Raw genomic sequence first — 19719 nt, 5'->3', positions numbered from 1 at the left:
GTAGGGGTTTGCGGCGAGCGCGTGGATCGGTCCCGGTGCATCGATGCGCAAAGTGAATGGATTCAGTTCGACTTCGCATTCTCGGCCGACGCCGCCGGTGCGCCGCCGGGCGCGCCTGCCGCAGCATCGGGCGCCGCCGCGGGCCGTGCGGCTCCTCCGCCGGTGAAGCGCTCGATCACCGAGCGCACCGCGTCGCGGGTCTTGCGATCCTTCACCGCATCGAGCAGCGGAGCGGAGGCCGGCGAGCGGCGGATCAGGCTTTCCGGATCGGGGAAGATCAGCGGATCGTCCCACGGGCCCTGGATCACGAAGGGCAGATCGAAACCGTTGCCGCCGGCCGATGCCGAGGTCAGGCTGGCGACGCCCTTGAGATCGTATTCGCGCGACGGCACCGAGGCCGTGCCGGTCAGCGTGATCTTCGCGGTGGGGCTTTCGACATGAATGTCGTCAGCGGTCGCGACGCCGTCGGCAAATTTCACCGAGATGCTGAGATTGTCGTAGGGCGTCGAGCCGGAGCGGAAATTGCCGCCGCCGGACAGCGGCCGCTTCTCCAGCCGCTTCAACAGCTGCTCGACATTGAAGCCCGCGATCGCGCCGTCATGTCCATTCAGCGTCGCGGTGCCGTCGAGCGACGACGCGAGCCCGAACGGGCTCGAGCCCGAGGCGGTCAGCGAGACGTTCAGGTTGCCGCGGCCGGACAGCTTGTTGATGCCGAACAATTCGCTGGCGCAGGCCTGCAGATCGACATCGGTGAACTGGAATTGTGCCCTGACGTCGGCGACCGCATCCGAGCGCGCGATCGCGAACGAGCCCTTGGCGATGCCGCCATACATCTGCGCCTCGCCGACGCTGAGCGCCAGCGCGCCGCCGCGCAGATTGGCGCCGAACGCGGTGCGGCCGAGCTTGGACGGGCCGACCGTCACCTTGGCCGCCGACAGGCGCATGTCGAGATCGGTCGACGACAGCGAGGACAGGTCGAACAGCTGCCTGTTCCAGTCGCGCTGGCCGCTGGCCAGCAGGCGGAACGTCGAGATGTAAGGCGTGAAATCGAGATTGCCGGCGGCAAGCGTCGCCTGCAGCGTCTGCCGGCCGTTATTGGCGTAGGTCATCACGCCCTCGGCGACGTTGCCGTCGAGCTCGACATTGACATTGGTGAGCGCGACCGAGCCGCCGACCACATTGGCGCGGGCCTTCAGCGCGAAGCGGCCGAAGCCGCCACCGCCGCCGGGCGGCGCCTGGCCCATCCAGCGCAACGCGTTGCGCAGCGACGGTGAGTCCATGGTGGCGACGCCTTCCATCATCAGGCTGGTGCGGTTGGCGACGGTTCCGTCGAAAGCAACTTTCAGCGGCGCGCTGGCGAGCCGTGCCTTCAGGCCGGAGCGGTCACCCGACAACAGCGCGACGAAGTCGCTGGCGCTGATCGAGCCGTCGACGCGTTCGCCGCGCCAGTCGAACTGGCCGGTTGCGGCAAAGGAACGCGAGATCGAGGGCCAGGCCAGCGACAGGTCGATATCGCCGAGCTGCTCGGAGATGTTGTTGGTGCCGTCCTGGTAGTTCAGCTCGCCGTCCTGGATCCGGATTTCGGAGAACGACACCTGGTTCTCGGCGCCGGGCGTCATCGCCTTGGCGATGGTCTCGACGAACGGCGTCCAGTTGCTCTCGCCGGCGCCGTCGCGGACCACATGGATATGGGGACGGAGCATCATGACGTCGGCAATCTCGAACCGCCGCAGCAACAGCGGCAGCAGGCGCAGATTGGCGGTCAACACGTCGACCTGCAGGGCGGGACCGATGGTATCGGCGCCCTTCAGCCCGACATTATGAAAGGAGACGTAGCTGCCCGGAAAAACCGAGACGTCGATCGGGCCGTTGACGACGAGTTCGAGCCCGGTCACGGCGCGGATCTGCGCCTCCACCGCGCGCTGCAGCGCGTCCCGGTTGAGGAACCACGACGTTCCGACCAGCCCGACCAGCGCCAGGCCGAAAAGCGCCGCGATCGGCATCCCCAGGCGCTTAATTCCTTGGGCCATCGTCAATGACATATCCGGGTCGGGTTGAATTTTGTCGGGTCGTCGTCGAACACAGCGGGCTCTCGCCGGAGGCCCCTGCCAACCCACGCAACTTGAAGGGTTTTCTTGTCGCTTTCAAGGCCATGTTGCTGCCGCGGGCCGCCGCCCGTCGCCGCACCGGGCCGTGATTGACGCATTGCGAAGATTTCGCCTAATAATCCGCTTTGCCACAGCCGTTCCGCCCTCCATCAGGTATTCGCTGCATGAACAAAGTTTATCCCGACGCCAAATCGGCACTCGATGGTCTCCTCAAGGACGGCATGATGATCATGTCGGGCGGCTTCGGCCTCTGCGGCATCGCCGAGACCCTGTCGGACGCGATCCGCGAGTCCGGCGTCAAGGGCCTCACCGTCGTCTCCAACAATGCCGGCGTCGACGGCATCGGCCTCAGCCGGCTGCTGGAGACCCGCCAGATCAAGAAGATGATCTCGTCCTATGTCGGCGAGAACAAGCTGTTCGCCCAGCAGTATCTCGCCGGCGAGCTCGAGCTCGAGTTCAACCCGCAGGGCACGCTGGCCGAGCGCATCCGCGCCGGCGGCGCCGGAATCCCGGCCTTCTACACCAAGACCGGCGTCGGCACGCTGATCGCCGAAGGCAAGGAAGTGAAGGAATTCGACGGCGAGAAGTACATCATGGAGCGCGGCCTGTTCGCCGACGTCGCCATCGTCCATGCCTGGAAGGGCGACACCGCCGGCAATCTGGTCTACCGCAAGACCGCGCGCAACTTTAACCCGATGATGGCCACCGCGGCGAAGGTCACCGTCGCCGAGGTCGAGCACCTGGTGCCGGCCGGCGAGATCGATCCGGACCACATCCATACCCCCGGCATCTTCGTCAAGCGCATCGTCGAGGTCGGGACCGGCAAGAAGCGGATCGAGTTCCGCAACACCCGTCCGCGGCCCGCCGCCTAAAACATAATCCTTCAGGAGAGCCACATGGCCTGGACCCGTGAACAGATGGCCGCCCGCGCCGCCAAGGAGTTGCGCGACGGCTATTACGTCAATCTCGGCATCGGCATCCCGACGCTGGTCTCGAACTACATCCCCGACGGCATCGACGTCAGCCTGCAGAGCGAGAACGGCATGCTCGGCATGGGCCCGTTCCCCTATGAGGACGAGGTCGACGCCGACCTGATCAACGCCGGCAAGCAGACCGTGAGCGAGCTGCCCTCGACCAGCTATTTCTCGTCGGCCGATTCCTTCGGCATGGTGCGCGGCGGCCATATCGATCTGTCGATCCTTGGCGCCATGCAGGTGGCGCAGAACGGCGACCTCGCCAACTGGATGATCCCCGGCAAGATGGTGAAGGGCATGGGCGGCGCCATGGACCTCGTCGCCGGCGTCAAGCGCGTCGTGGTCGTGATGGAGCATTCCGCCAAGGACGGCCCCAAGCTGCTCAAGCAGTGCAACCTGCCGCTGACCGGCGAGCGCGTGGTCGACATGGTCGTCACGGATTTGGCGGTGTTCACCATCGACAAGCACGGCAAGGACGGCATGGCGCTGATCGAGCTCGCCGACGGCGTCACGCTCGACGAGGTCAAGGCCAAGACCGAGGCCGAATTCCGCGTCGCGCTGAAGAACACCTGAGATGATCGGCGCGGGACGATCCTCGATCCGTCCCGCACGATCCGACGAAGCCGGCTTCATCGCCCGAACCGTTCTGGCCGCGCAGCGCGGCCAGTTGCCGCGCGGCTGGTTCGACATCGCGCTCGACCGGGGCGAGGCGGAATGCCTGGCGTTCATGACACGGCTCGCCGTGGCGCGGGTGCGGTCATGGTATCACGTCGCCCATTTCCTGATTGCTGAAGTCGATGGCGTGCCGGCTGCCGCGCTGTGCGCGATTCCGGCATCCGGAACCGTCCTCGCCGCACGTGCGGCGATCGAGGAAGTCGCAGCAGAGACCGGCATGGAGGCCGATGCCATCGTTGCGCGCGGCGGCTATGCCCGTAACTGCTGGGTGCAAGGCGGCGAGGGCGACTGGCTGATCGAGCATGTCGCCCGACAAGCGTCCCATCGCAGCGGCGGTCTGGTGCAGGACTTGATCCGCCGCGCACTCGCCGACGGCAAGGCGGCCGGTTACACGCAGGCATCGATCTCGTTCCTGATCGGCAACGACGCCGCCGAACGCTGCTACGCCAGGGCCGGCTTCGCCTTCGCCGAAGAGAAGCGCGACGCCGCCTTCGAGGCGATGACCGGCGCGCCTGGCTTTCGCAGATTTGCGCGGGCGATGTGAATAGGGCGCACGGCGAACGGCCCGCATATACATCTGTCGTCCCGGCGAAGGCCGGGACCCATACGCCGCGGCGGATGTTGCAGGCGGGACTCGTCGTTGCAATCGCGCATGACAATTCGCGTCGGTGGTTATGGGTCCCGGCCTTCGCCGGGACGACAGTGAGTGTGCGGCACGGCTTGTGAGTCATACGCCCGCATTTTCGCGACATGGTTTGTCCGGGTTGACAGTTTCTTGCTGAGTTTCCCGTCGGGCAGCCACACGGCGCGGCGCATTCGGCGCCCGTCGCCCTCGCCGGCTTGTCCGGTCGTCCATGCAATGGCAGAATTGCGCCATGTTGTGCAAAATCGGACACGGGCCATGCCACTCATCCGGATCTGGGTCTATGACGGTATCCTCGCTTCGGGCGTGGCGGGGATTGTCGACGTGTTCACCGCCGCCAATTCGGTGACGTCGCGGCGACCGCGACGTCGCAGCGGCACGCCGTCGCAGCTGCGGTGGCGCGTCGAGTCCTTGAGTGGCCGGCCGGTCCACACGGCGTCAGGCCAGGTCATCGGCGTCGATGGGCCGATCGGTGCGCGGTCTTCGGCAGACGCGGTGGTGATCCCGGGACCGTTCGTCGGCGATATCGAGCGTTTCTTCGCGCGGCTCGATACCGTCGAGCCGCTACTCGCGGCGCTGCGTCGGCAGCATGAGCGCGGTACCCTGCTCGCGTCCTATTGCACCGGCAGCTTCATCCTCGCCGAGGCCGGCCTGCTCGACGGCAGGGTTGCGACCACCCATTGGGCGAAGGGACGGACATTCGCGATGCGCTACCCGGCAGTGGATCTGCGCGTCGCCGAGATCCTCACCGAGCAGAACCGCATTGTCTGCTCGGGCGCGGTGACCACCTCGCTCAATCTCGCGCTTCGGCTGGTCGAGAAATTCGCCGGTGCCGACGTAGCCGCCGAGACCGGCAAGCTGATGCTGATCGACAGCAATCGCGTCTCGCAGGCACCCTATGCCAGCCGCGCGCGCGACACGCAGCACTCCGACGCGCTGGTGGCGCGGGCGCAGAGCATGATGGAGAAGTCGCTGCAACAGGGCTTCAGTCTGGCCAGGCTGGCCCGCGACCTTTCGGTCAGCGAGCGGACGTTGAACCGCCGCTTCAAGCTGGCGGTCGGCGAGGCGCCCTTGCAATATCTGCAGGCGCTGCGGGTGGATGTCGCCAAGCGCCTGATCGAAACCACGCGGCTGAAGCTCGACGCGGTCAGCGGGCGCGTCGGCTACAACGATCTGTCGACCTTCCGTCGGCTGTTCAAGCGTGAAACCGGGCTCTCGCCCCGCGAATACCAGCGCCGGTTCGTGCGCAAGGCTACCGCCGCCTGAGAAGGCCGTGTCCGAATTTGCCCTGAAAATGGCGATACTGCCACTGCTGCCGGGAGTGCGCCGCGCATAGACCTCCTGCTGTCAACAACAGGAGGTCGCCTCAATGCCGATGATCGACGTGACAATTCCCGAAGGAGCCCTGAAGCCGGAGGCGGAAGCGCGGCTCATCAAGGAGCTCGGCGATATCCTGATCGGCCACGAGGGGTTCGATCCGGCGAACAAGGTTGCGCAAGGCGTCACCGTTGTCTTCCTGCATCGGCCGGCCGCCGTTTATGTGGCGGGCCGGCCGTCGCCATCGCCACGATTTCGCATCGTCCCGACGGTCCCCGAGGGCCAGTACACCGAAGCCTCGCGCGCGGCCTTGGTGAAGGACGTGACCGATGCCGTGGTGCGCGCCGCCGGCGGTTCGTTCGACGATGTGGCGCCGCAGGTATGGGTGTTTCCGACCGAGATCCCCGACGGCCAGTGGGGCAGCCGTGGCGTCATTCGTCCGCTGCCGGACATCCAGGCCTTCATCGCCGGCGAGCACGAGCGCAAGGTCGGCGAGGCGCGTCTGGCGCGACGGCGGCGCGTCAAGGCGCTGGAGTTGCTTGCGGGCGCGCTCGACGCTGCCCGTAAGGGCGTCGACTGACGCGGGCGCAACCATGACATCCGACACGCATTTCAGGCTCGCGGCGGTCCAGGCCGCCGCGGTGCCATTCGATCGCGACGCCTCGCTGGAGAAGGCCTGCCGCCTGATCGGCGAGGCCGGCGGCATGGGCGCGACGATTGCCGCCTTCGGCGAGACCTGGCTGCCCGGCTATCCCTTCTTCTGTCACGCGCCGACCGGGCCGAACACGTTTCGCGCGATGGCCGAATATCTCGACAACGCGGTCGAGATTCCCTCGCCCACGACCGATCGGCTCTGCGCCGCCGCCGAGGCCGCGGGACTGGATGTCGTGATCGGCGTCGCCGAACGTGATGCCGTGACCAAGGGCACGGTCTACTGCACGCTGCTGTTCATCGGCCGCGAGGGACGGCTGCTCGGCCGCCATCGCAAGCTGAAGCCCACCTTCAACGAGCGCTCGGTGTGGGCCGATGGCGACGCGGCGGGCCTGCGCGTGCATGAGCGGCCCTATGGCCGGATCAGCGGCCTCAATTGCTGGGAGCACAACACGATGCTGCCCGGCTATGCGCTGGCCGCGCAGGGAACGCAGATCCACGTCGCGGCGTGGCCGGGGCGGGAGCCCGCGGTGGCGCCACCGTCGCCGACGCCGCTCTGGCCGCGGCAGTTGTTGCTGTCGCGAGCGTTCGCCTCGCAAGCCGGCTGCTACGTCATCGCGGTCGGCGGCATGCGCTCGCACGAAATCACGCCGGAACGTTACCGCGAACTATCGACGATCGAGTACAGCGGTGACAGCGTCATCATCGATCCGCGCGGCGAGGTCATCGCAGGTCCGGCGCAGGGCGAGACCATCCTGATCGCGGACGGCTCGCGGGAGGCCGTGCTCGCCGCCAAGGCGCTGTGCGATATCGGCGGCCATTATTCGCGCCCCGACCTGCTGCGGCTGATCGTCGACCGCAATCCGCAGGAGCAGGTCATCGACTGCGGCTTCGCCGGGCGTGTCACGCCGGAGATGTGGGAGTGACGCGACGGCGCGGGTAACCCGCGCCGTCAAAGCCTGTAGCGAGAAAGGTCGCTCCGTGTCACGAAGCTTCCTGCGGAATTGCCGATGGTGATTCCTCGCCCTTGAGCTCCTCGAGGCTGCGGTGCCGCGGCTCGATGCCGAGCGCCCATACGGTGATGATCTGCACGATGAGCAGTCCGATCATCAGGGCCATCACGCCGGCGACGCCGCGCGCTTCGAACAGCATCACGACCAGGAATGGTGTCACGATGGTGGCACCTCGACCGAGTGTGTTGACTATGCCGGATGCCCGCAGCCGCACCTCGGTCGGGAACAGTTCGGGAATGTAGATGCCGAACAACAGTGCGACCAAGACATAGATCGGCACGGTCAGCGCGAAGCCGACGGCCGGCAGCAGGAATGGATCCGAGATCATCGGATAGATGACGCCGAGGATGATCGATATCAGCGATGCGCCGATGATCGTGGGCTTGCGGCCCCAGCGGTCGGCGGTCAGGGCGCCGATCGCCGAGCCGATCGGCGCGCCAAGCGCCATCAGCAGCGAGTAGCCGAACGAGGTCGCGACGGACAGGCCCTGCTTGATGAAGAATACCGGCAGCCAGGTCACGAAGCCATAGAGCAGCGTATTGATGGTGATCAGGCATACCGCACCGACGATCATGCGGGAGAGCAGCGGCGCGGTGAACAGCGTGGCGAGATCGGGCGACACCGGTGCCGGTGTTGCAGCCGCGGGCGGCGGCAAGGGTTGGCCCTGGGAAGCTTCCTTCTCGATCGCCTGCATCAGCGCCTCGGCCTCGGCGGTGCGTCCCACCGCCTCCAGCCAGCGCGGCGACTCCGGCAGCGACTTGCGCAGGTACCAGACGATCAAGGCGCCGACGCCGCCCAGCACGAACATCGCGCGCCAGCCGAATTGCGGGACGACGACCGATGCGACCAGCAGCGCGATGGGCAGGCCGGTCACGACACAGACGGCGGTGAAGCCGAGCCACTTCCCGCGGCTCCGGGCCGGCACGAACTCGGTCATGGTGGAATAGCCGACAACATTTTCGGCGCCGAGACCGACGCCCATCACGAAACGGCAGGCAATCAGAAAGGCCATGTTTGGCGCAAGCGCCGCCGCCAGGGACGCGATGCCGAACAGCAGCAAATTGAACTGGTAGGTGAAACGCCGTCCGTAACGGTCGCCGAGGAAGCCGGTGCCGAAAGATCCGAGCATCATGCCGACGAAGGTTGCGGAGATGAACGCGGCGTTTTGGGCGAGCGTCGAGAACCCGGTTTTCAGCGTCACGCCGAGCACTGTGCCGGCGATATAGATGTCGAAACCGTCGAAGAACATTCCGATCCCGATCAGGATCATGATCCGGCGATGGAATGGTCCGATCGGTAGCCGATCGAGGCGGCTCCCGGCATTGACCGATGTCGACATATGCGCTCTCCCCTTGACTGTTTTCCTCGGTGATGCGGCCCGCCATCTGTGGGCGGTTTGCCGCTTTGCTCGACTGCGGCTAGTTCAACCGGCGCTGGCTGGCCGTGTCGCGGTACCAATCGAATGGCTGTTCGTGGGTCGCGACCATCACGCTCTTGGTGTTGAAATGGTCGTCGAAACTCTCGGTGCCGCATTCCCGGCCGATGCCGGAATCGTCAACGCCGCCCCAGGGCGAGGCCGGATCGAGCCGGTGGTGATCGTTGATCCAGACGATCCCGGCCTTGACCGCGGCGGCCACGCGATGCGCACGCGCGACGTCGCGGGTGCGAATGGCGGCGGCGAGGCCAAAGGGCGAATCGTTGGCGAGCCGGAGCGCGTCGGCCTCGTCCTTGAAGGGGGTCACCGAGGTGAAGGGGCCGAACACCTCCTCCTGGAAGATCCGCATGTCGGATTTGACGTCGGCGAACACGGTCGGTTCGACGAAATAGCCGTTGTCGTGGCCCGCGACCTTTGCGGCCACGCCGCCGGTGAGCAGCCGCGCGCCGTCTTCATGACCGTAGCGCGCATAGCTGAGAACGCGGTCGCGCTGGCGTGCCGAGATCACCGGCCCAAGCTGCGTGTTCGGATCGAACGGATCGCCAATGCGGATGGTGCGGGTCTTGGCCTGCAGCTTTTCGACGAACTCGTCGTAGATCGAGGCCTGCACGATATGGCGCGACGCGCAAACGCAGGTTTGGCCGGCGCCGATGAAGGCGCCGAATGCGGCATAGTTGACGGCGCGGTCGACGTCGAAATCGTCGAATATCATCACCGGCGTCTTGCCGCCGAGCTCCATGGTCTGGTGCGCGAACACCTTCGCCGCGGCGCTGCCCGCGATGCGGCCGGCTTCGGTCCCGCCGGTCAGCACAAGCTTGTCGATGTCGCCATGCTCGGCGAGCATCTTGCCGGCGCTCTGGCCGAGGCCAAGCACGATGTTGAAGACGCCGGGAGGCAGTCCGGCCTCGCTGAAGATCTGGGCGAGCTTCAATGTCGTCAGCGGCGTATATTCCGACGGCTTGACAACGGTGACGCATCCGGTCGCCAGCACGACGGCAAGCGACTTGCACAGGATCATGAGCGGGTGATTGAAGGGCGTGCAGTTGGCGACGATTCCGATCGGCGTGCGCAGGGTGTAGTTCAGATACGCGCCTTCGACCGGGATGACGGAATCGCGGCGCGACAGCGCCAGTCCGGCGAAGTAGCGGAAGAAATCCGGCAGGCGCGACAGCTGCGCGCGGGTTTCGTTGACCGGACGGCCGTTGTTCAACGTCTCCAGCCGGTACAGCGTGTCGAGATTGGCCTCGAACGCGTCGGCCAGCCTGTTGACGAGCCGGGCGCGCGCCCTCGTGTCCATCCCGCCCCACGCCTTGCCTTCGAATGCAGCGCGAGCGCTCTTCATCGCACGGTCGATATCCGCGGCGGTCGAATTCGGAATCCGGGCGATGACGTCGCCGGTCGCGGGATTGCGGACGTCGAGCATCTCGCCGTCTCCGGCCTCGACCTCGCGTCCGTCGATGAAGTTGCCGTGGATCTCGACGTCGATCGTCGCGGGCTTCGACGGAATGTTCATGATGACCTCTCTTCGACGATGACGGCGTTGCGCTTGAGTGCCGGCAGCACGCGCTTCTCGGTCGCCGCGATGTGAGCCTTGATGATGCGGGCCGCGGTGCGTGCCTCGCGCCGCTGCATGGCGTCGATCAATGCGACATGCTCGGCCACGAGCTTCGCCGGGTCGTGGCCCTTCAGATTGGAGACGCTGACGCGCACCAGCCGATCGGCCTGGCCGATCAGGTCGCAGAGCGTGGTCGCCATGCGGCGGTTGCCCGACGCGTGCGCCAGCGCCGAGTGGAAGCCGCGATTGTAGGTGATGAAGTCCTCATGGCTGCCGGAGAAGCGACGGAATTCATCGAGTGATTTCAGGATGCTGTCGGGCGCGCTCTCGATTGCTTCGGCGACGCAGGCCGGCTCGAGCGCAAGGCGGAAGCGCAGCAGATCGCGGGCGTCGGACAGCGAGATCGGATTGACCCGGTAACCCTGGCGGGGCTGCACCGTCACGAGGTTCTCGCGCTCGAGCCGCAGCAGGGCGTCGCGGACCGGCTGGCGGCTGACCGCGTAACGCTCCGCCAGATCCTGCTCTCGTATTTCATCGCCAGGAGCAAGCTGACACGATAAAATATCAGATCGCAGGTTTTCGTAGATATTCTCGCGGAGAAGGATCATTTTATTGGAGTCTCCTGCCCAATAAGATGCAATCTGTGAAATATCACGTCAAGCTGAAATCCTTGAAATTCGGGTGATTTGATTTATCAATCGTCCGCAGGGGCGCTTTGGAGCCCAAATGCGCGAATTTCGGGCACGATTTGAAAGAGAGCGACGATGGACAGGCTTTTGGCCAACCGCACAGTCAACGCAGCCCAGTCGGGCGAGGGGCCGCCGCTGGTCCTGTTTCACTCGCTGCTGTCGGATCGCGCGAGCTTCGATGCGATCGTGCCGGAACTTGCCCGGTCGTTTCGGACCATCGTGCCGGAACTACCGGGATTCGGTCGGTCGAGCGCGGTCGAGGGTGGTGGCCTCGCCGCGATCGCCGATCGGATGGCGGACGCGGTGCATGATGCGGCTGATGGCACGCCGGCCATCGTGCTCGGCAACGGTTATGGCGGGTTCGTCGCGCTGCAGATGGCGATCCGCCACCCGGCGATCGCGAGCCGGCTGATCCTCGCCGACAGCGGTGCGGCGTTCTCCGAGCCGGGCCGCGAGGCGTTTCGCAACATGGCCAGGGTTTCACGCGAGAAGGGGCTCGCCGCGATCACCGACATTGCAATGCGCCGGCTGTTTGCACCGGATTTCCAGGCACAGCATCCCGCGCTGATGCAGGATCGCCGCGACGCATTCCTTCGCACCGATCTCAACGTGTTCTGCGCGGCCTGTGACGCGCTGGCGAGCCTCGATCTTCGTGCCGAACTACGCAGCGTGACGGTACCGACACTCGTTGTGGTCGGCGAATATGACGAGGCGACGCCGCCGCCGATGTCATACGAATTGGCAGGCGGTTTGCCGAGAGCGAAGCTCAGGGTCGTTCCGGGATGTGCGCATGTCCCGCAACTGCAATCGCCAAAACTGTTCCTCGATACGATCGGCGATTTCCTGGCGGTCAAGCATAACGCCCCCGCCTGAGGCGCGCGCAAAGGGCTGGATCGCGCCGCGGGTCACGCGGTGGCGTGCCGACAATTTGGGCAGAACGCCCAGCTAATGCCGTTTGACGCGACAGCATCTCTGCCTAGTCTGACCGGAGACGGAGATGAAACATGCGAGCGATCCTTGATCACTGCACCGGCGGTCGCAGGCGCAGCTTGCCGGCGGGCACGGATTTCATCGAGGAGGGCGGCAAGACCGGTCATCTGTTCGTGCTGCTCGAGGGCAAGGTGGAAGTCGTCAAGGGCGACAGCCTGGTCGCCGTGATCGACGAGGCCGGCGCGGTGTTCGGCGAGATGAGTGTGTTGCTCGACCGGGCGCACAGCGCCAAGGTGCGCACGGCCACTGATTGCGTCCTGTACGAGTTCGACGATGCGGCGTCGTTCCTGCGCGAGCAGCCGGAGGTGGCGCTGCTGATCGCGCAGCTCCTGGCGCAACGGCTTCATGTCGCCACGACCTATCTTGCCGACCTGATGCACCAATATGCCGATCACGGCACCCATCTGGCGATGGTCGGCGAGGTGCTGCAGAGCATGATCAACCTGCCGCCGATGCAGGTCGCGCCAGGCTCGGATCGGCAATCCGATCCAAGGATATGAGCCAGTCCGGCGCCTCGCGCACAGGCGCCGCCGGCCGCGACAGCGGCGCCTTGAGATCGATCATCTGCGCATCGCCGGCGGCGAGCCAGAACGCCTTGTCCTGCGCGAGATCGAGCACGATGTAGACCGGAGGCCGGCCGGGCTGCAGGCCGGTGTTGAACACCCAGCTCGCTCCGATCCGGTCGAACCACGAGCCGCTCTGGATGAACGGCGACTGATGCACATGGCCCGAGATCACCATCGCCGGATGGTGGCGCTCGATCCAGCCGAGCAGCTCGGCGTCGCCGAAGAAGCGCTTGCCGCCCCAGCTGGTCGGCGAATCCGCCGGCGGGGCGTGATGGACCCAGACCCAGCGGCGGTGCGGCACCGCGGCCGCCGCGCGAAGCTGATCGTCGATCCGCGCCTTGACCAGCGGGCCGTCCCACCACGGGCACACCGTGAACAGCGTGTCGCCGATCGTCAGGTTGTCGCCGTCGCAGGCGACGCCGAACTCCCGGATGCCGGCGACCCAGCGCGCGATCTTCTCGCCCTCCGGGTTGCGCTCGTCGAGGTCGTGATTGCCCGAGCAGAAAATCACCCGTGTGAGATCGGCGAGCCGCGACAGGTATTTCGTGACGACGACGATCTGGGCGCGGAAATCGACCGCCGAGCCGAGGTTGAGCGCATCGCCGGCGAAGATCACGAGATCGAATTGCGGTGCCGCCGCCAGCAGCCAGTCGAACTGCGGCAACGAGTAATGCAGATCGGCGACGACAAGACAGCGCATCGGTGAAATCCGAATGCCCGGAAAACGGGCGGGGCCGCACGGCAATGATTTCAAACAAGCCAAATCGCAGCAAGATCTATGCCGCGCCGCGCGGATCCGACGCGACAGATGTTCGCAGTGTCCTGGAATCGGCCGGCAAGAGCGGGAAGGGCGGATCGCTGCTCACGCCCTTGCTGTGGCGTGAGCGAAGGTCACCTCGATCAGCGTGCCGGTGCGGCCGCCGGTCCGGATCTGGAATTTGGCGCGATTGGCTTCGACCAGCGCCTTGGTCAGCGACAGGCTGACGCCGCCGGAGCCGGCCTGATCTGACGGCGTCGGGGCGCGGAACGGCTCCAGCGCGGCGGCGACCTCGTTGTCGTTGAGGCTCTGCCCGGTGTCGCGCACGCGCAGCATCACCTCACCGAAATCCGACAGCGCGGTCGAGACGATCACCTGGCCGCCGGCATTGGCGAGATGGATCGAGTTGCCGATCAGGTTCAGCGTGATCTGGCGCAGCGCGCGGGCGTCAGCGACTACAGGCGGCAGCGTGTGGGCCAGCGAGGTGCGGATGATGATGCGCTCGCGGTTGGCCTGCGGCTGCATCACAGCGACGCAGCTCTCCACCATCTCGTTGAGGTTCTGGCTGGCGAAGGCGAGGTCGAGCTTGCCGGTCTCGATCCGCGACAGGTCGAGCAGATCGTTGACGATCGCGATCACCCGCTCGCCGGAGGCGCGGATGTCCTTCATGTATTCGACATAGCGCTCGTTGCCGAGCGCGCCGAAGCGCTCGCCGATCATCACCTCGGCAAAGCCGATGATGGCGTTGAGCGGCGTGCGCAGCTCGTGGCTGATCCGCGCCAGCATGTCGGACTTGGCGTTGGCGGCGCGTTCGGCGAGCCGCCGCGCCTCGCGCAATTCGCCTTCGCTCTTTTTGGTTTGCGAGAGATCACGGAACACCGCGAAGAAGTTCGGTCCATCGGCGCGGGTGCGGCCCATCGTCACCGACAGCGGGATGATGCCGCCCTGGCGGACGCGGCCGAGCGTCTCGCGGCCATGGTCGAGCAGGCTGGCGACGCCGGCCGATTTCAGGCTGGCAAGATAGTCGAAGATGCCGTGCTGGCTTTCCGGCGCGAACAGATCGGCGAGCTTGCGGGTGACGAACTCGTCGCCGTCATAGCCGAACAGCGCCTCGGCGCTGCGGTTGCAGGAATGGATGTTGCCGTCGGCATCGAACATGATGATGCCTTCGGCCGCGGTGTCGAGGATCGCGCCGAGCTCTTCGGCGTCGGCCTGGCCGGCTTGCGGCTCAGCCGGCGCAAGCAGCGGCTCGGCGGCCGCCGCAGGCTCCGGCTCGGATAGCGCGGCGGCGATCGAGGCATCCTCGTCCAGCGTGCGCGAGAAGATCAGCGCCAGCGCGGAATCGTCGTCCCAGGTGATGGTGTGCAGCCGCGCCTCGGCGGACACCGACTGCGCGCCGTGCTCGGCGCTCTGGTTCGCGGAGATGGTCACCGGCGTGCCGGTGCCCGACGTGCTGCTCGCCTGCGAGACGCCGGGCTCGACATAGAGCGCGTCGAGGCCGCCGGCGGCTTCCAGCGCGTGCAGGCTGTCATGGCCCATGCGCGAGAGGAAGGCGCGGTTGGCATAGAGCAGGCGGTCGAGCCGGTAGATCAGGATGCCGACCGGCAACAGATCGAGCAGCGCGCGGTCGCGCCGGGAGTCGGCGCGCGGCGCCGGCTCCGCCGCAGCCAGCCAGCCGGCCTTTGGTGTTTCCGCCGGTGTCTCCAGCTGCGCGACCGCCTCTTGCGCTGGCGCCTCTGCTTGCTGCGGCGGTTCGCTTGCGGGCGGCGCTTCGGCGACCGGCTCGGCCGGCACGCTGTCGTCCGTCGTCGCGGCGAGGCCGGCCTCGTTCTCGAGCCGCGCCGACAATTGACGGGCGAGCTCGTTGAAGGCGTTGTTCTCGACCGGCGTCAGCGACGGCGGCCGGGTGTCGCCGGCGGGACGGAACGGCACCACATTCGGTGGCGGGTCGTGACGCACTTCGTGCGTTTCCTCGTGCGTTTCCACGGCGTGATCCGGATCGGCTCGGTGTGAAGTCTCTGCGGCTGTCGGCTCGGTCAATTCCTCGGGTGGTGCTGCTGCGGTCGTGTCGGGCGGCGGCTCCGCGTGCGGCGGAGGATCGTCCTGTGGCGCGGCGGGCCCGGGCGGCGCAACGGTGCGCGGCGCCGGTGCGACATCGGCCGACAGCGATTGCGGCGCGACCGTGCCGCTGAAGAACTCATAGCGGCGCAATGCGGCGAGTCGCGCAAGCCCGTCGAGGTCGCGACACACACCAAAGCCGCGGTAGCCGGCGAAATTCCTGGCACGATCGAACACCGGCAGGCCGGACAGTTCGACCGGCAGCCGGCCGCCACCGTCGACCGGCCAGTGCAGCGTGATGCCGCTCCAGGTGTCATGGCTGGCGAACGCCTGCATCACGCGGCCCTCGGGATCGAGGCCAAAACTCTCGGCGATGTCGCTCCACAGCCGGCCGAAGCCCGCCGCGGTGTGCAGGCCGATCAGGCGGGTGAATTCATCGGAGCCAAGCGAGAAGCGGGCCTCATGGTCCATCTGCCACATGAAGCGCAGCGGATGGCGCCGCACCGGCAACGGCTCGTCGAGCCATGATGGTGGTGGCACCGGCGCCAATGTCGCGGGCTCCGGCTCGGCGGCAGGCGGCGGCGCGGGCGCATCCGCGATCGCATAAGGCGAGGTGGCGGGATCGGCCGGGGGCGCCGATATTTCCGGCGCGTGCGTGCGTGCCATCTCTGCGAGATCATGCGCGGGCTCCGGCACGGGCTGTTCGGCGTGCGTCTCCGTGGGCACTTCGATCAGCGCTTCCGACAGCGGCTCCTCGACGGCGGGGTTTTCGTCAGGTGTGGTGTCGAGAGGTGCAGTCTCGACGGGCGCTGTCGCTGCGTTTGTCTGTTCTGCTGACGCGGGCGGCGACGGAAGCTGCGCAGGCTCTTCGATCTGCGCGCCGTCCGGCACTTCGATCAGTGCTTCCGACAGCGGTTCCTCGGCGGCAGCTGTTTCGTCTTGCGTGGTGTCGAGAGCTGCGGTCTCGACGGGCGCTTCTACGTGCGCCGCCTCTGCTGCCGCGGCAGATGGAGCAACATTCTCAGGTTCGGATTTGGCCGCGCTGACGATCGGCTCGATCGTGACGCGCTCTTCCAACTGCGGATCCAGCGCGTCGAACAAGGCGATCGATGCTGCGCTGGCCGTCGCGGGCGCTTCGTCATGCGCAACGGCTTGTTCTACAACTGCAGGTGCTGGCGGCGGCTCTACGGCCATGGCCTCTTGCTGCGCTGGCGCTGCGGGAGCCGGTGCTTCGCGCGCCGGCGTCTCCGGCTCAACCGGCGCAGGCACGATCGGCGCCGGCCTTGCGGCGAGATGCGCCGCCGGCTTGATCAACGCGACCAGCGCGCGATCGGCGCCGTGCCCGATCCGCTGCAGCACGACGCGGCCGATCGCAACGCTCGCCGCCGCGCGGCCCTGCGCCAGCGCCTCACCGCGCGCGGCATCGAGACCGGCTTCGGTGAGGTCGTGCAGGCCGGGCAGCGTACGCGCCGCCTCATTGGTTGCGACCAGCAGTCCGTTGCTGCTGAAGGCGGCGGCCGGACGCGGCAAGCCCTGCAGCAGCCGCTGCAGGCGTTCCGCGAGCGGCATGCCGCGGCCGGTCGCGTTGAGCGCCGTCATCAGGATGCCGTGGCTGCCGTCCGGCAGGTCGATCCGGGCGCAGCCGCAGGTCGCGAGCATGCCGGGCGCAGCGCCGAAGCCGCGCAGCCGCTCCAGGCGGACCGCGCCATTGGCGTTCAGGCTGTGGCCGAGCCGCGCGACTTGGCGGCGGTGCGGATCGGCCGGGCCGAAGCCGCGCTTCGCCAGTTCGGCGCCGTTGGCGGCACCGAATACCTGCGCGCCGACCGGATTGGCCCAGAGAATCCGCGCGCCGTCGGCCGCCCACAGCCATGCCGGCAGGGCGCCCGTCGCATGATCCGCCAGCCTGACATCGCCGAGCGCCTGGATCTGGAATTCCGCGTCACTCATCACGCAAGATTTGACCGCATGGGTTTGGCTTTCTTCCTTAAGCTCAGCCGAAGGCCCGGCAGCCGCAGGACGACAGCCTTAACAGAAGGTTAGTATCGCAACTGGGGGGCGGCAGGTCCATGTCCGCAGCGAAACTGCCCCCGCCAAAGCCGGGATAACGTTAACTCGGCTGAACGATCCACAGCCGTTTGGCGTTGTCGGGCAAAGAGAGGTTGCTGCGAGCCGCGCGATGCGGAACCAGGCGGCGCCGCGTCACACCTGCGATTGCAGTGCCACGATATATATTCTGCCGTCTATCTTGCCCTGGGCCCGCAGGGCCAAGCGGCGGGCCGATCAGCAAGCGAGGGAGAGCGACCATGAGCGACAACGGGCGTGACCATTTCGAGATCCCCAAGTTCGAGATTCCCAAGGATATGCGGTCGATGGCGGAGGCGAGTTTTGAGCAGGCGCGCAAGGCGTTCGAGCAATTCGTGACCAACGCCAAGGACACCGCCGGCAAGATCGAGGAGCGCAACGCCACGGTGCGCGCCGGCGCCAAGGATCTTTCGGCCAAGGCGCTGTCCTATGCCGAAAAGAACGTGCAGTCGTCGCTGGACTACGCCGAGGCGCTGCTCAAGGCCAAGGACCTCAGCGACGTCATGCGGCTGCACAGCGAATATGTGCAGGGCCAGATGCGCTCGCTCGCCGAGCAGGCCAGCGAGATGGGCCAGGCCGTCAGCCGGGCCGCGATGGACGCGGTCAAGCCGAAGAACTGACGAGGCGCATTGGCCGCGGCCGACCCTGGCGCATTCAGCCTCGGTCGGCCGCGGTAATCTTTTGTTCCGTCAGATAAAAAATGTGGCGTCGCACGCGATCTTACGTTGCGTTGCACAAAATTGACATGATATGGGTGTTTATTAGGCGCGCCCGACGAAGGGCACTCCCGTGAATCAAGGCAGCGTGATCCATTTCAGCGCTCCCGGCCTGATGGGCTCCGGGACGTCCGCAATGGTCACATCTACTCACCCGTTGCGAAGGATTACACGTATGACCAACCCGTCCGATCCGTTTTCCGCCTCGATCATTCCGTTTGAAGTTCCCGAGCAGATGCGCGCGTTCGCCGAGAAGGGCGTTCTGCAGGCCCGCGACAGCTACGCCAAGTTCAAGGACGCTGCCGAGACCCACAACTCGACGGTCGAGGCCGTGTTCACCTCGGTGAGCAAGGGCGCCAGCGAGTATTCGGCCAAGCTGATCGAGTTCTTCAAGGCCAACACCACCTCCTCGCTCGACTTCGCCCAGGAGCTGTTCAGCGTGAAGTCGCCGACCGAAGCGGTCGAGCTGTGGACGTCGCACGCCCGCAAGCAGTTCGAGACCTACACCGCGCAGGCCAAGGAACTGGCCGAGCTCGGCCAGAAGGTCGCCAGCGAGACCGCCGAGCCGATCAAGGCCAGCGCCTCGAAGTTCTACAAGCCGGCCGCCTGATCGCTGCCGTTTGGGAGACCAGCGAAAGGCCCGGGCCGAAGCGGTCCGGGCCTTTTTGCTGGGCAGGAGCCCGTCAAGCGGCCCGACATAACAGCGGAAATCGGCGCGTTACGGCCTTGCCAAAGCGCGGCGTTGCACCTAGTTTCCGCCCGAAATCGCCGCCCCGCTTGAGCGGGCCGCGCGTCAGGATGCAGTTGTAGCTCAGTTGGTTAGAGCGCCTGTCTGTGGAACAGGAGGTCGGTGGTTCGAGCCCACCCAACTGTACCATCCGCAAGATCACTCAGCGCGACATCGCAAGATCAGACCATCGCAAGGTCGCTCGCCCTTGTCGCCCGGCGTGTCATCGCGTCCGCTTGCACTTCTCTGTCCCGTCACCCAAACTGGCTGACACGACGCCTTAACGACGCCTAGTGACACCTTTGGGGGGATGCATGGGGATCGCCGGTTCAAGGAGTTTTTCGTTTGGGTTGATTTCAGCGGTTGCCTTGGCGGCGCTGCTGCTGCCGGGCCGGGGCGAGGCCTACACGCCGGATCAGCAGCAGGCCTGTACGCCCGACGCGTTCAGGCTTTGCAGCCCCGAGATTCCCGACGTCGATCGCATCACGGCCTGCATGATCAGGAACAAGGCGCAGCTCTCGCCGGCCTGCCGCGTGTTCTTCCGCGGTGGTCCCGAGCCGCGTGAAGCGAGCGAGCGCGTGGAACGGCGTCCTGCCAAGCACAAGGCCGCCAAATCGCACAGGGCGAAGAAGTCCACCCACTAAATGATTCCCATCGCGCGCACGCGGCTAACTTGGCGCATTCTCGTCGAGCGGACCGCTGTGCGCTTCACCTCGCCCCGCGTGCGGGGAGAGGTCGGAACGCATCGTCAGATGCGTTCCGG

The 19719-nt window shown here is 66.4% G+C and carries 17 protein-coding genes and 1 tRNA gene; 12 read left to right on the top strand and 6 right to left on the bottom strand.

What is annotated here, in order from left to right; genetic code table 11:
• Positions 1 to 62 precede the first annotated feature (62 nt).
• On the bottom strand, positions 63 to 2030 hold the full coding sequence (locus tag ACVI1L_RS07920) for an AsmA family protein (RefSeq protein WP_076829623.1): 1968 nt from the start codon (positions 2028 to 2030) through the stop codon (positions 63 to 65).
• 242 nt (positions 2031 to 2272) lie between these two features.
• Here ACVI1L_RS07920 and ACVI1L_RS07915 point away from each other — a divergent pair, with 242 nt between their 5' ends.
• From ACVI1L_RS07915 to ACVI1L_RS07890, 6 genes are all read left to right on the top strand, one after another.
• Positions 2273 to 2980, top strand: a complete 708-nt coding sequence (locus tag ACVI1L_RS07915) for a CoA transferase subunit A (protein ID WP_016842309.1) — start codon at positions 2273 to 2275, stop codon at positions 2978 to 2980.
• 24 nt (positions 2981 to 3004) lie between these two features.
• Positions 3005 to 3655, top strand: a complete 651-nt coding sequence (locus tag ACVI1L_RS07910; RefSeq protein WP_018268725.1) for a 3-oxoacid CoA-transferase subunit B — start codon at positions 3005 to 3007, stop codon at positions 3653 to 3655.
• A gap of 1 nt (position 3656) precedes the next feature.
• Positions 3657 to 4301, top strand: a complete 645-nt coding sequence (locus tag ACVI1L_RS07905; protein ID WP_456782625.1) for a GNAT family N-acetyltransferase — start codon at positions 3657 to 3659, stop codon at positions 4299 to 4301.
• A gap of 357 nt (positions 4302 to 4658) precedes the next feature.
• Positions 4659 to 5666 (top strand): GlxA family transcriptional regulator, encoded by a 1008-nt coding sequence (locus tag ACVI1L_RS07900; protein ID WP_456782624.1) that lies wholly within the window; start codon positions 4659 to 4661, stop codon positions 5664 to 5666.
• A 103-nt stretch (positions 5667 to 5769) separates the two neighbouring features.
• Positions 5770 to 6297: a tautomerase family protein gene (locus ACVI1L_RS07895; protein ID WP_253606845.1), complete on the top strand. Its 528-nt coding sequence runs from the start codon at positions 5770 to 5772 to the stop codon at positions 6295 to 6297.
• Between the two features lie 13 nt (positions 6298 to 6310).
• The gene (locus ACVI1L_RS07890) at positions 6311 to 7294 is read left to right on the top strand and encodes a carbon-nitrogen hydrolase family protein (protein WP_456782623.1); all 984 of its coding nucleotides are present in this window, start codon (positions 6311 to 6313) and stop codon (positions 7292 to 7294) included.
• Between the two features lie 58 nt (positions 7295 to 7352).
• On the opposite strand, the gene ACVI1L_RS07885 is transcribed toward ACVI1L_RS07890, so the two are convergent.
• The 3 genes from ACVI1L_RS07885 to ACVI1L_RS07875 form a co-directional block, all read right to left on the bottom strand.
• Positions 7353 to 8720: an MFS transporter gene (locus tag ACVI1L_RS07885; protein ID WP_456782622.1), complete on the bottom strand. Its 1368-nt coding sequence runs from the start codon at positions 8718 to 8720 to the stop codon at positions 7353 to 7355.
• Positions 8721 to 8799: 79 nt separating this feature from the next.
• A complete protein-coding gene (locus ACVI1L_RS07880) occupies positions 8800 to 10329 on the bottom strand; it encodes an aldehyde dehydrogenase (protein WP_253588862.1) in 1530 nt (509 codons plus the stop codon).
• The gene (locus tag ACVI1L_RS07875; RefSeq protein ID WP_456782621.1) at positions 10326 to 10979 is read right to left on the bottom strand and encodes a GntR family transcriptional regulator; all 654 of its coding nucleotides are present in this window, start codon (positions 10977 to 10979) and stop codon (positions 10326 to 10328) included. The genes ACVI1L_RS07880 and ACVI1L_RS07875 overlap by 4 nt, the downstream gene beginning before the upstream one ends.
• Before the next feature lie 156 nt (positions 10980 to 11135).
• On the opposite strand from ACVI1L_RS07875, the gene ACVI1L_RS07870 reads away from it, so the two are divergent.
• Together ACVI1L_RS07870 and ACVI1L_RS07865 are read left to right on the top strand one after the other, a co-directional pair.
• Positions 11136 to 11933 carry an alpha/beta fold hydrolase gene (locus ACVI1L_RS07870; protein WP_456782620.1) on the top strand — a complete coding sequence of 266 codons (798 nt, stop codon included), beginning with the start codon at positions 11136 to 11138 and terminating at the stop codon, positions 11931 to 11933.
• 131 nt (positions 11934 to 12064) lie between these two features.
• Positions 12065 to 12550, top strand: a complete 486-nt coding sequence (locus tag ACVI1L_RS07865; RefSeq protein WP_229192476.1) for a Crp/Fnr family transcriptional regulator — start codon at positions 12065 to 12067, stop codon at positions 12548 to 12550.
• Here the strand turns inward: ACVI1L_RS07865 and ACVI1L_RS07860 are convergent.
• A complete protein-coding gene (locus tag ACVI1L_RS07860) occupies positions 12489 to 13316 on the bottom strand; it encodes a metallophosphoesterase family protein (protein ID WP_168855451.1) in 828 nt (275 codons plus the stop codon). The genes ACVI1L_RS07865 and ACVI1L_RS07860 overlap by 62 nt on opposite strands.
• Before the next feature lie 162 nt (positions 13317 to 13478).
• Complete coding sequence (locus ACVI1L_RS07855; protein WP_456782619.1) at positions 13479 to 17378, bottom strand: PAS domain-containing protein; 3900 nt, start codon at positions 17376 to 17378, stop codon at positions 13479 to 13481.
• Positions 17379 to 17734: 356 nt separating this feature from the next.
• On the opposite strand from ACVI1L_RS07855, the gene ACVI1L_RS07850 reads away from it, so the two are divergent.
• The 4 genes from ACVI1L_RS07850 (at position 17735) to ACVI1L_RS07835 (ending at position 19600) form a co-directional block, all read left to right on the top strand.
• Positions 17735 to 18133 (top strand): phasin family protein, encoded by a 399-nt coding sequence (locus ACVI1L_RS07850; RefSeq protein WP_057019032.1) that lies wholly within the window; start codon positions 17735 to 17737, stop codon positions 18131 to 18133.
• A 271-nt stretch (positions 18134 to 18404) separates the two neighbouring features.
• Complete coding sequence (locus ACVI1L_RS07845; RefSeq protein ID WP_028336028.1) at positions 18405 to 18839, top strand: phasin; 435 nt, start codon at positions 18405 to 18407, stop codon at positions 18837 to 18839.
• A 190-nt stretch (positions 18840 to 19029) separates the two neighbouring features.
• Positions 19030 to 19106, top strand: a tRNA-His gene (locus ACVI1L_RS07840).
• A gap of 200 nt (positions 19107 to 19306) precedes the next feature.
• Positions 19307 to 19600 carry a hypothetical protein gene (locus tag ACVI1L_RS07835; protein ID WP_420888228.1) on the top strand — a complete coding sequence of 98 codons (294 nt, stop codon included), beginning with the start codon at positions 19307 to 19309 and terminating at the stop codon, positions 19598 to 19600.
• Positions 19601 to 19719 lie beyond the last annotated feature (119 nt).

This window comes from Bradyrhizobium sp. USDA 4516 (assembly GCF_054055915.1).
This window is presented reverse-complemented; position numbering and strand designations above follow the sequence as displayed.

Coding starts and splice junctions, on each gene's coding strand:
- ACVI1L_RS07855 (WP_456782619.1), bottom strand. CDS start 17,378: ATGAGTGACGCGGAATTCCAGATCCAGGCGCTCGGCGATGTCAGGCTG.
- ACVI1L_RS07915 (WP_016842309.1), top strand. CDS start 2,273: ATGAACAAAGTTTATCCCGACGCCAAATCGGCACTCGATGGTCTCCTC.
- ACVI1L_RS07905 (WP_456782625.1), top strand. CDS start 3,657: ATGATCGGCGCGGGACGATCCTCGATCCGTCCCGCACGATCCGACGAA.
- ACVI1L_RS07875 (WP_456782621.1), bottom strand. CDS start 10,979: ATGATCCTTCTCCGCGAGAATATCTACGAAAACCTGCGATCTGATATT.
- ACVI1L_RS07910 (WP_018268725.1), top strand. CDS start 3,005: ATGGCCTGGACCCGTGAACAGATGGCCGCCCGCGCCGCCAAGGAGTTG.
- ACVI1L_RS07880 (WP_253588862.1), bottom strand. CDS start 10,329: ATGAACATTCCGTCGAAGCCCGCGACGATCGACGTCGAGATCCACGGC.
- ACVI1L_RS07900 (WP_456782624.1), top strand. CDS start 4,659: ATGCCACTCATCCGGATCTGGGTCTATGACGGTATCCTCGCTTCGGGC.
- ACVI1L_RS07860 (WP_168855451.1), bottom strand. CDS start 13,316: ATGCGCTGTCTTGTCGTCGCCGATCTGCATTACTCGTTGCCGCAGTTC.
- ACVI1L_RS07870 (WP_456782620.1), top strand. CDS start 11,136: ATGGACAGGCTTTTGGCCAACCGCACAGTCAACGCAGCCCAGTCGGGC.
- ACVI1L_RS07885 (WP_456782622.1), bottom strand. CDS start 8,720: ATGTCGACATCGGTCAATGCCGGGAGCCGCCTCGATCGGCTACCGATC.
- ACVI1L_RS07850 (WP_057019032.1), top strand. CDS start 17,735: ATGAGCGACAACGGGCGTGACCATTTCGAGATCCCCAAGTTCGAGATT.
- ACVI1L_RS07890 (WP_456782623.1), top strand. CDS start 6,311: ATGACATCCGACACGCATTTCAGGCTCGCGGCGGTCCAGGCCGCCGCG.
- ACVI1L_RS07920 (WP_076829623.1), bottom strand. CDS start 2,030: ATGGCCCAAGGAATTAAGCGCCTGGGGATGCCGATCGCGGCGCTTTTC.
- ACVI1L_RS07845 (WP_028336028.1), top strand. CDS start 18,405: ATGACCAACCCGTCCGATCCGTTTTCCGCCTCGATCATTCCGTTTGAA.
- ACVI1L_RS07895 (WP_253606845.1), top strand. CDS start 5,770: ATGCCGATGATCGACGTGACAATTCCCGAAGGAGCCCTGAAGCCGGAG.
- ACVI1L_RS07865 (WP_229192476.1), top strand. CDS start 12,065: ATGCGAGCGATCCTTGATCACTGCACCGGCGGTCGCAGGCGCAGCTTG.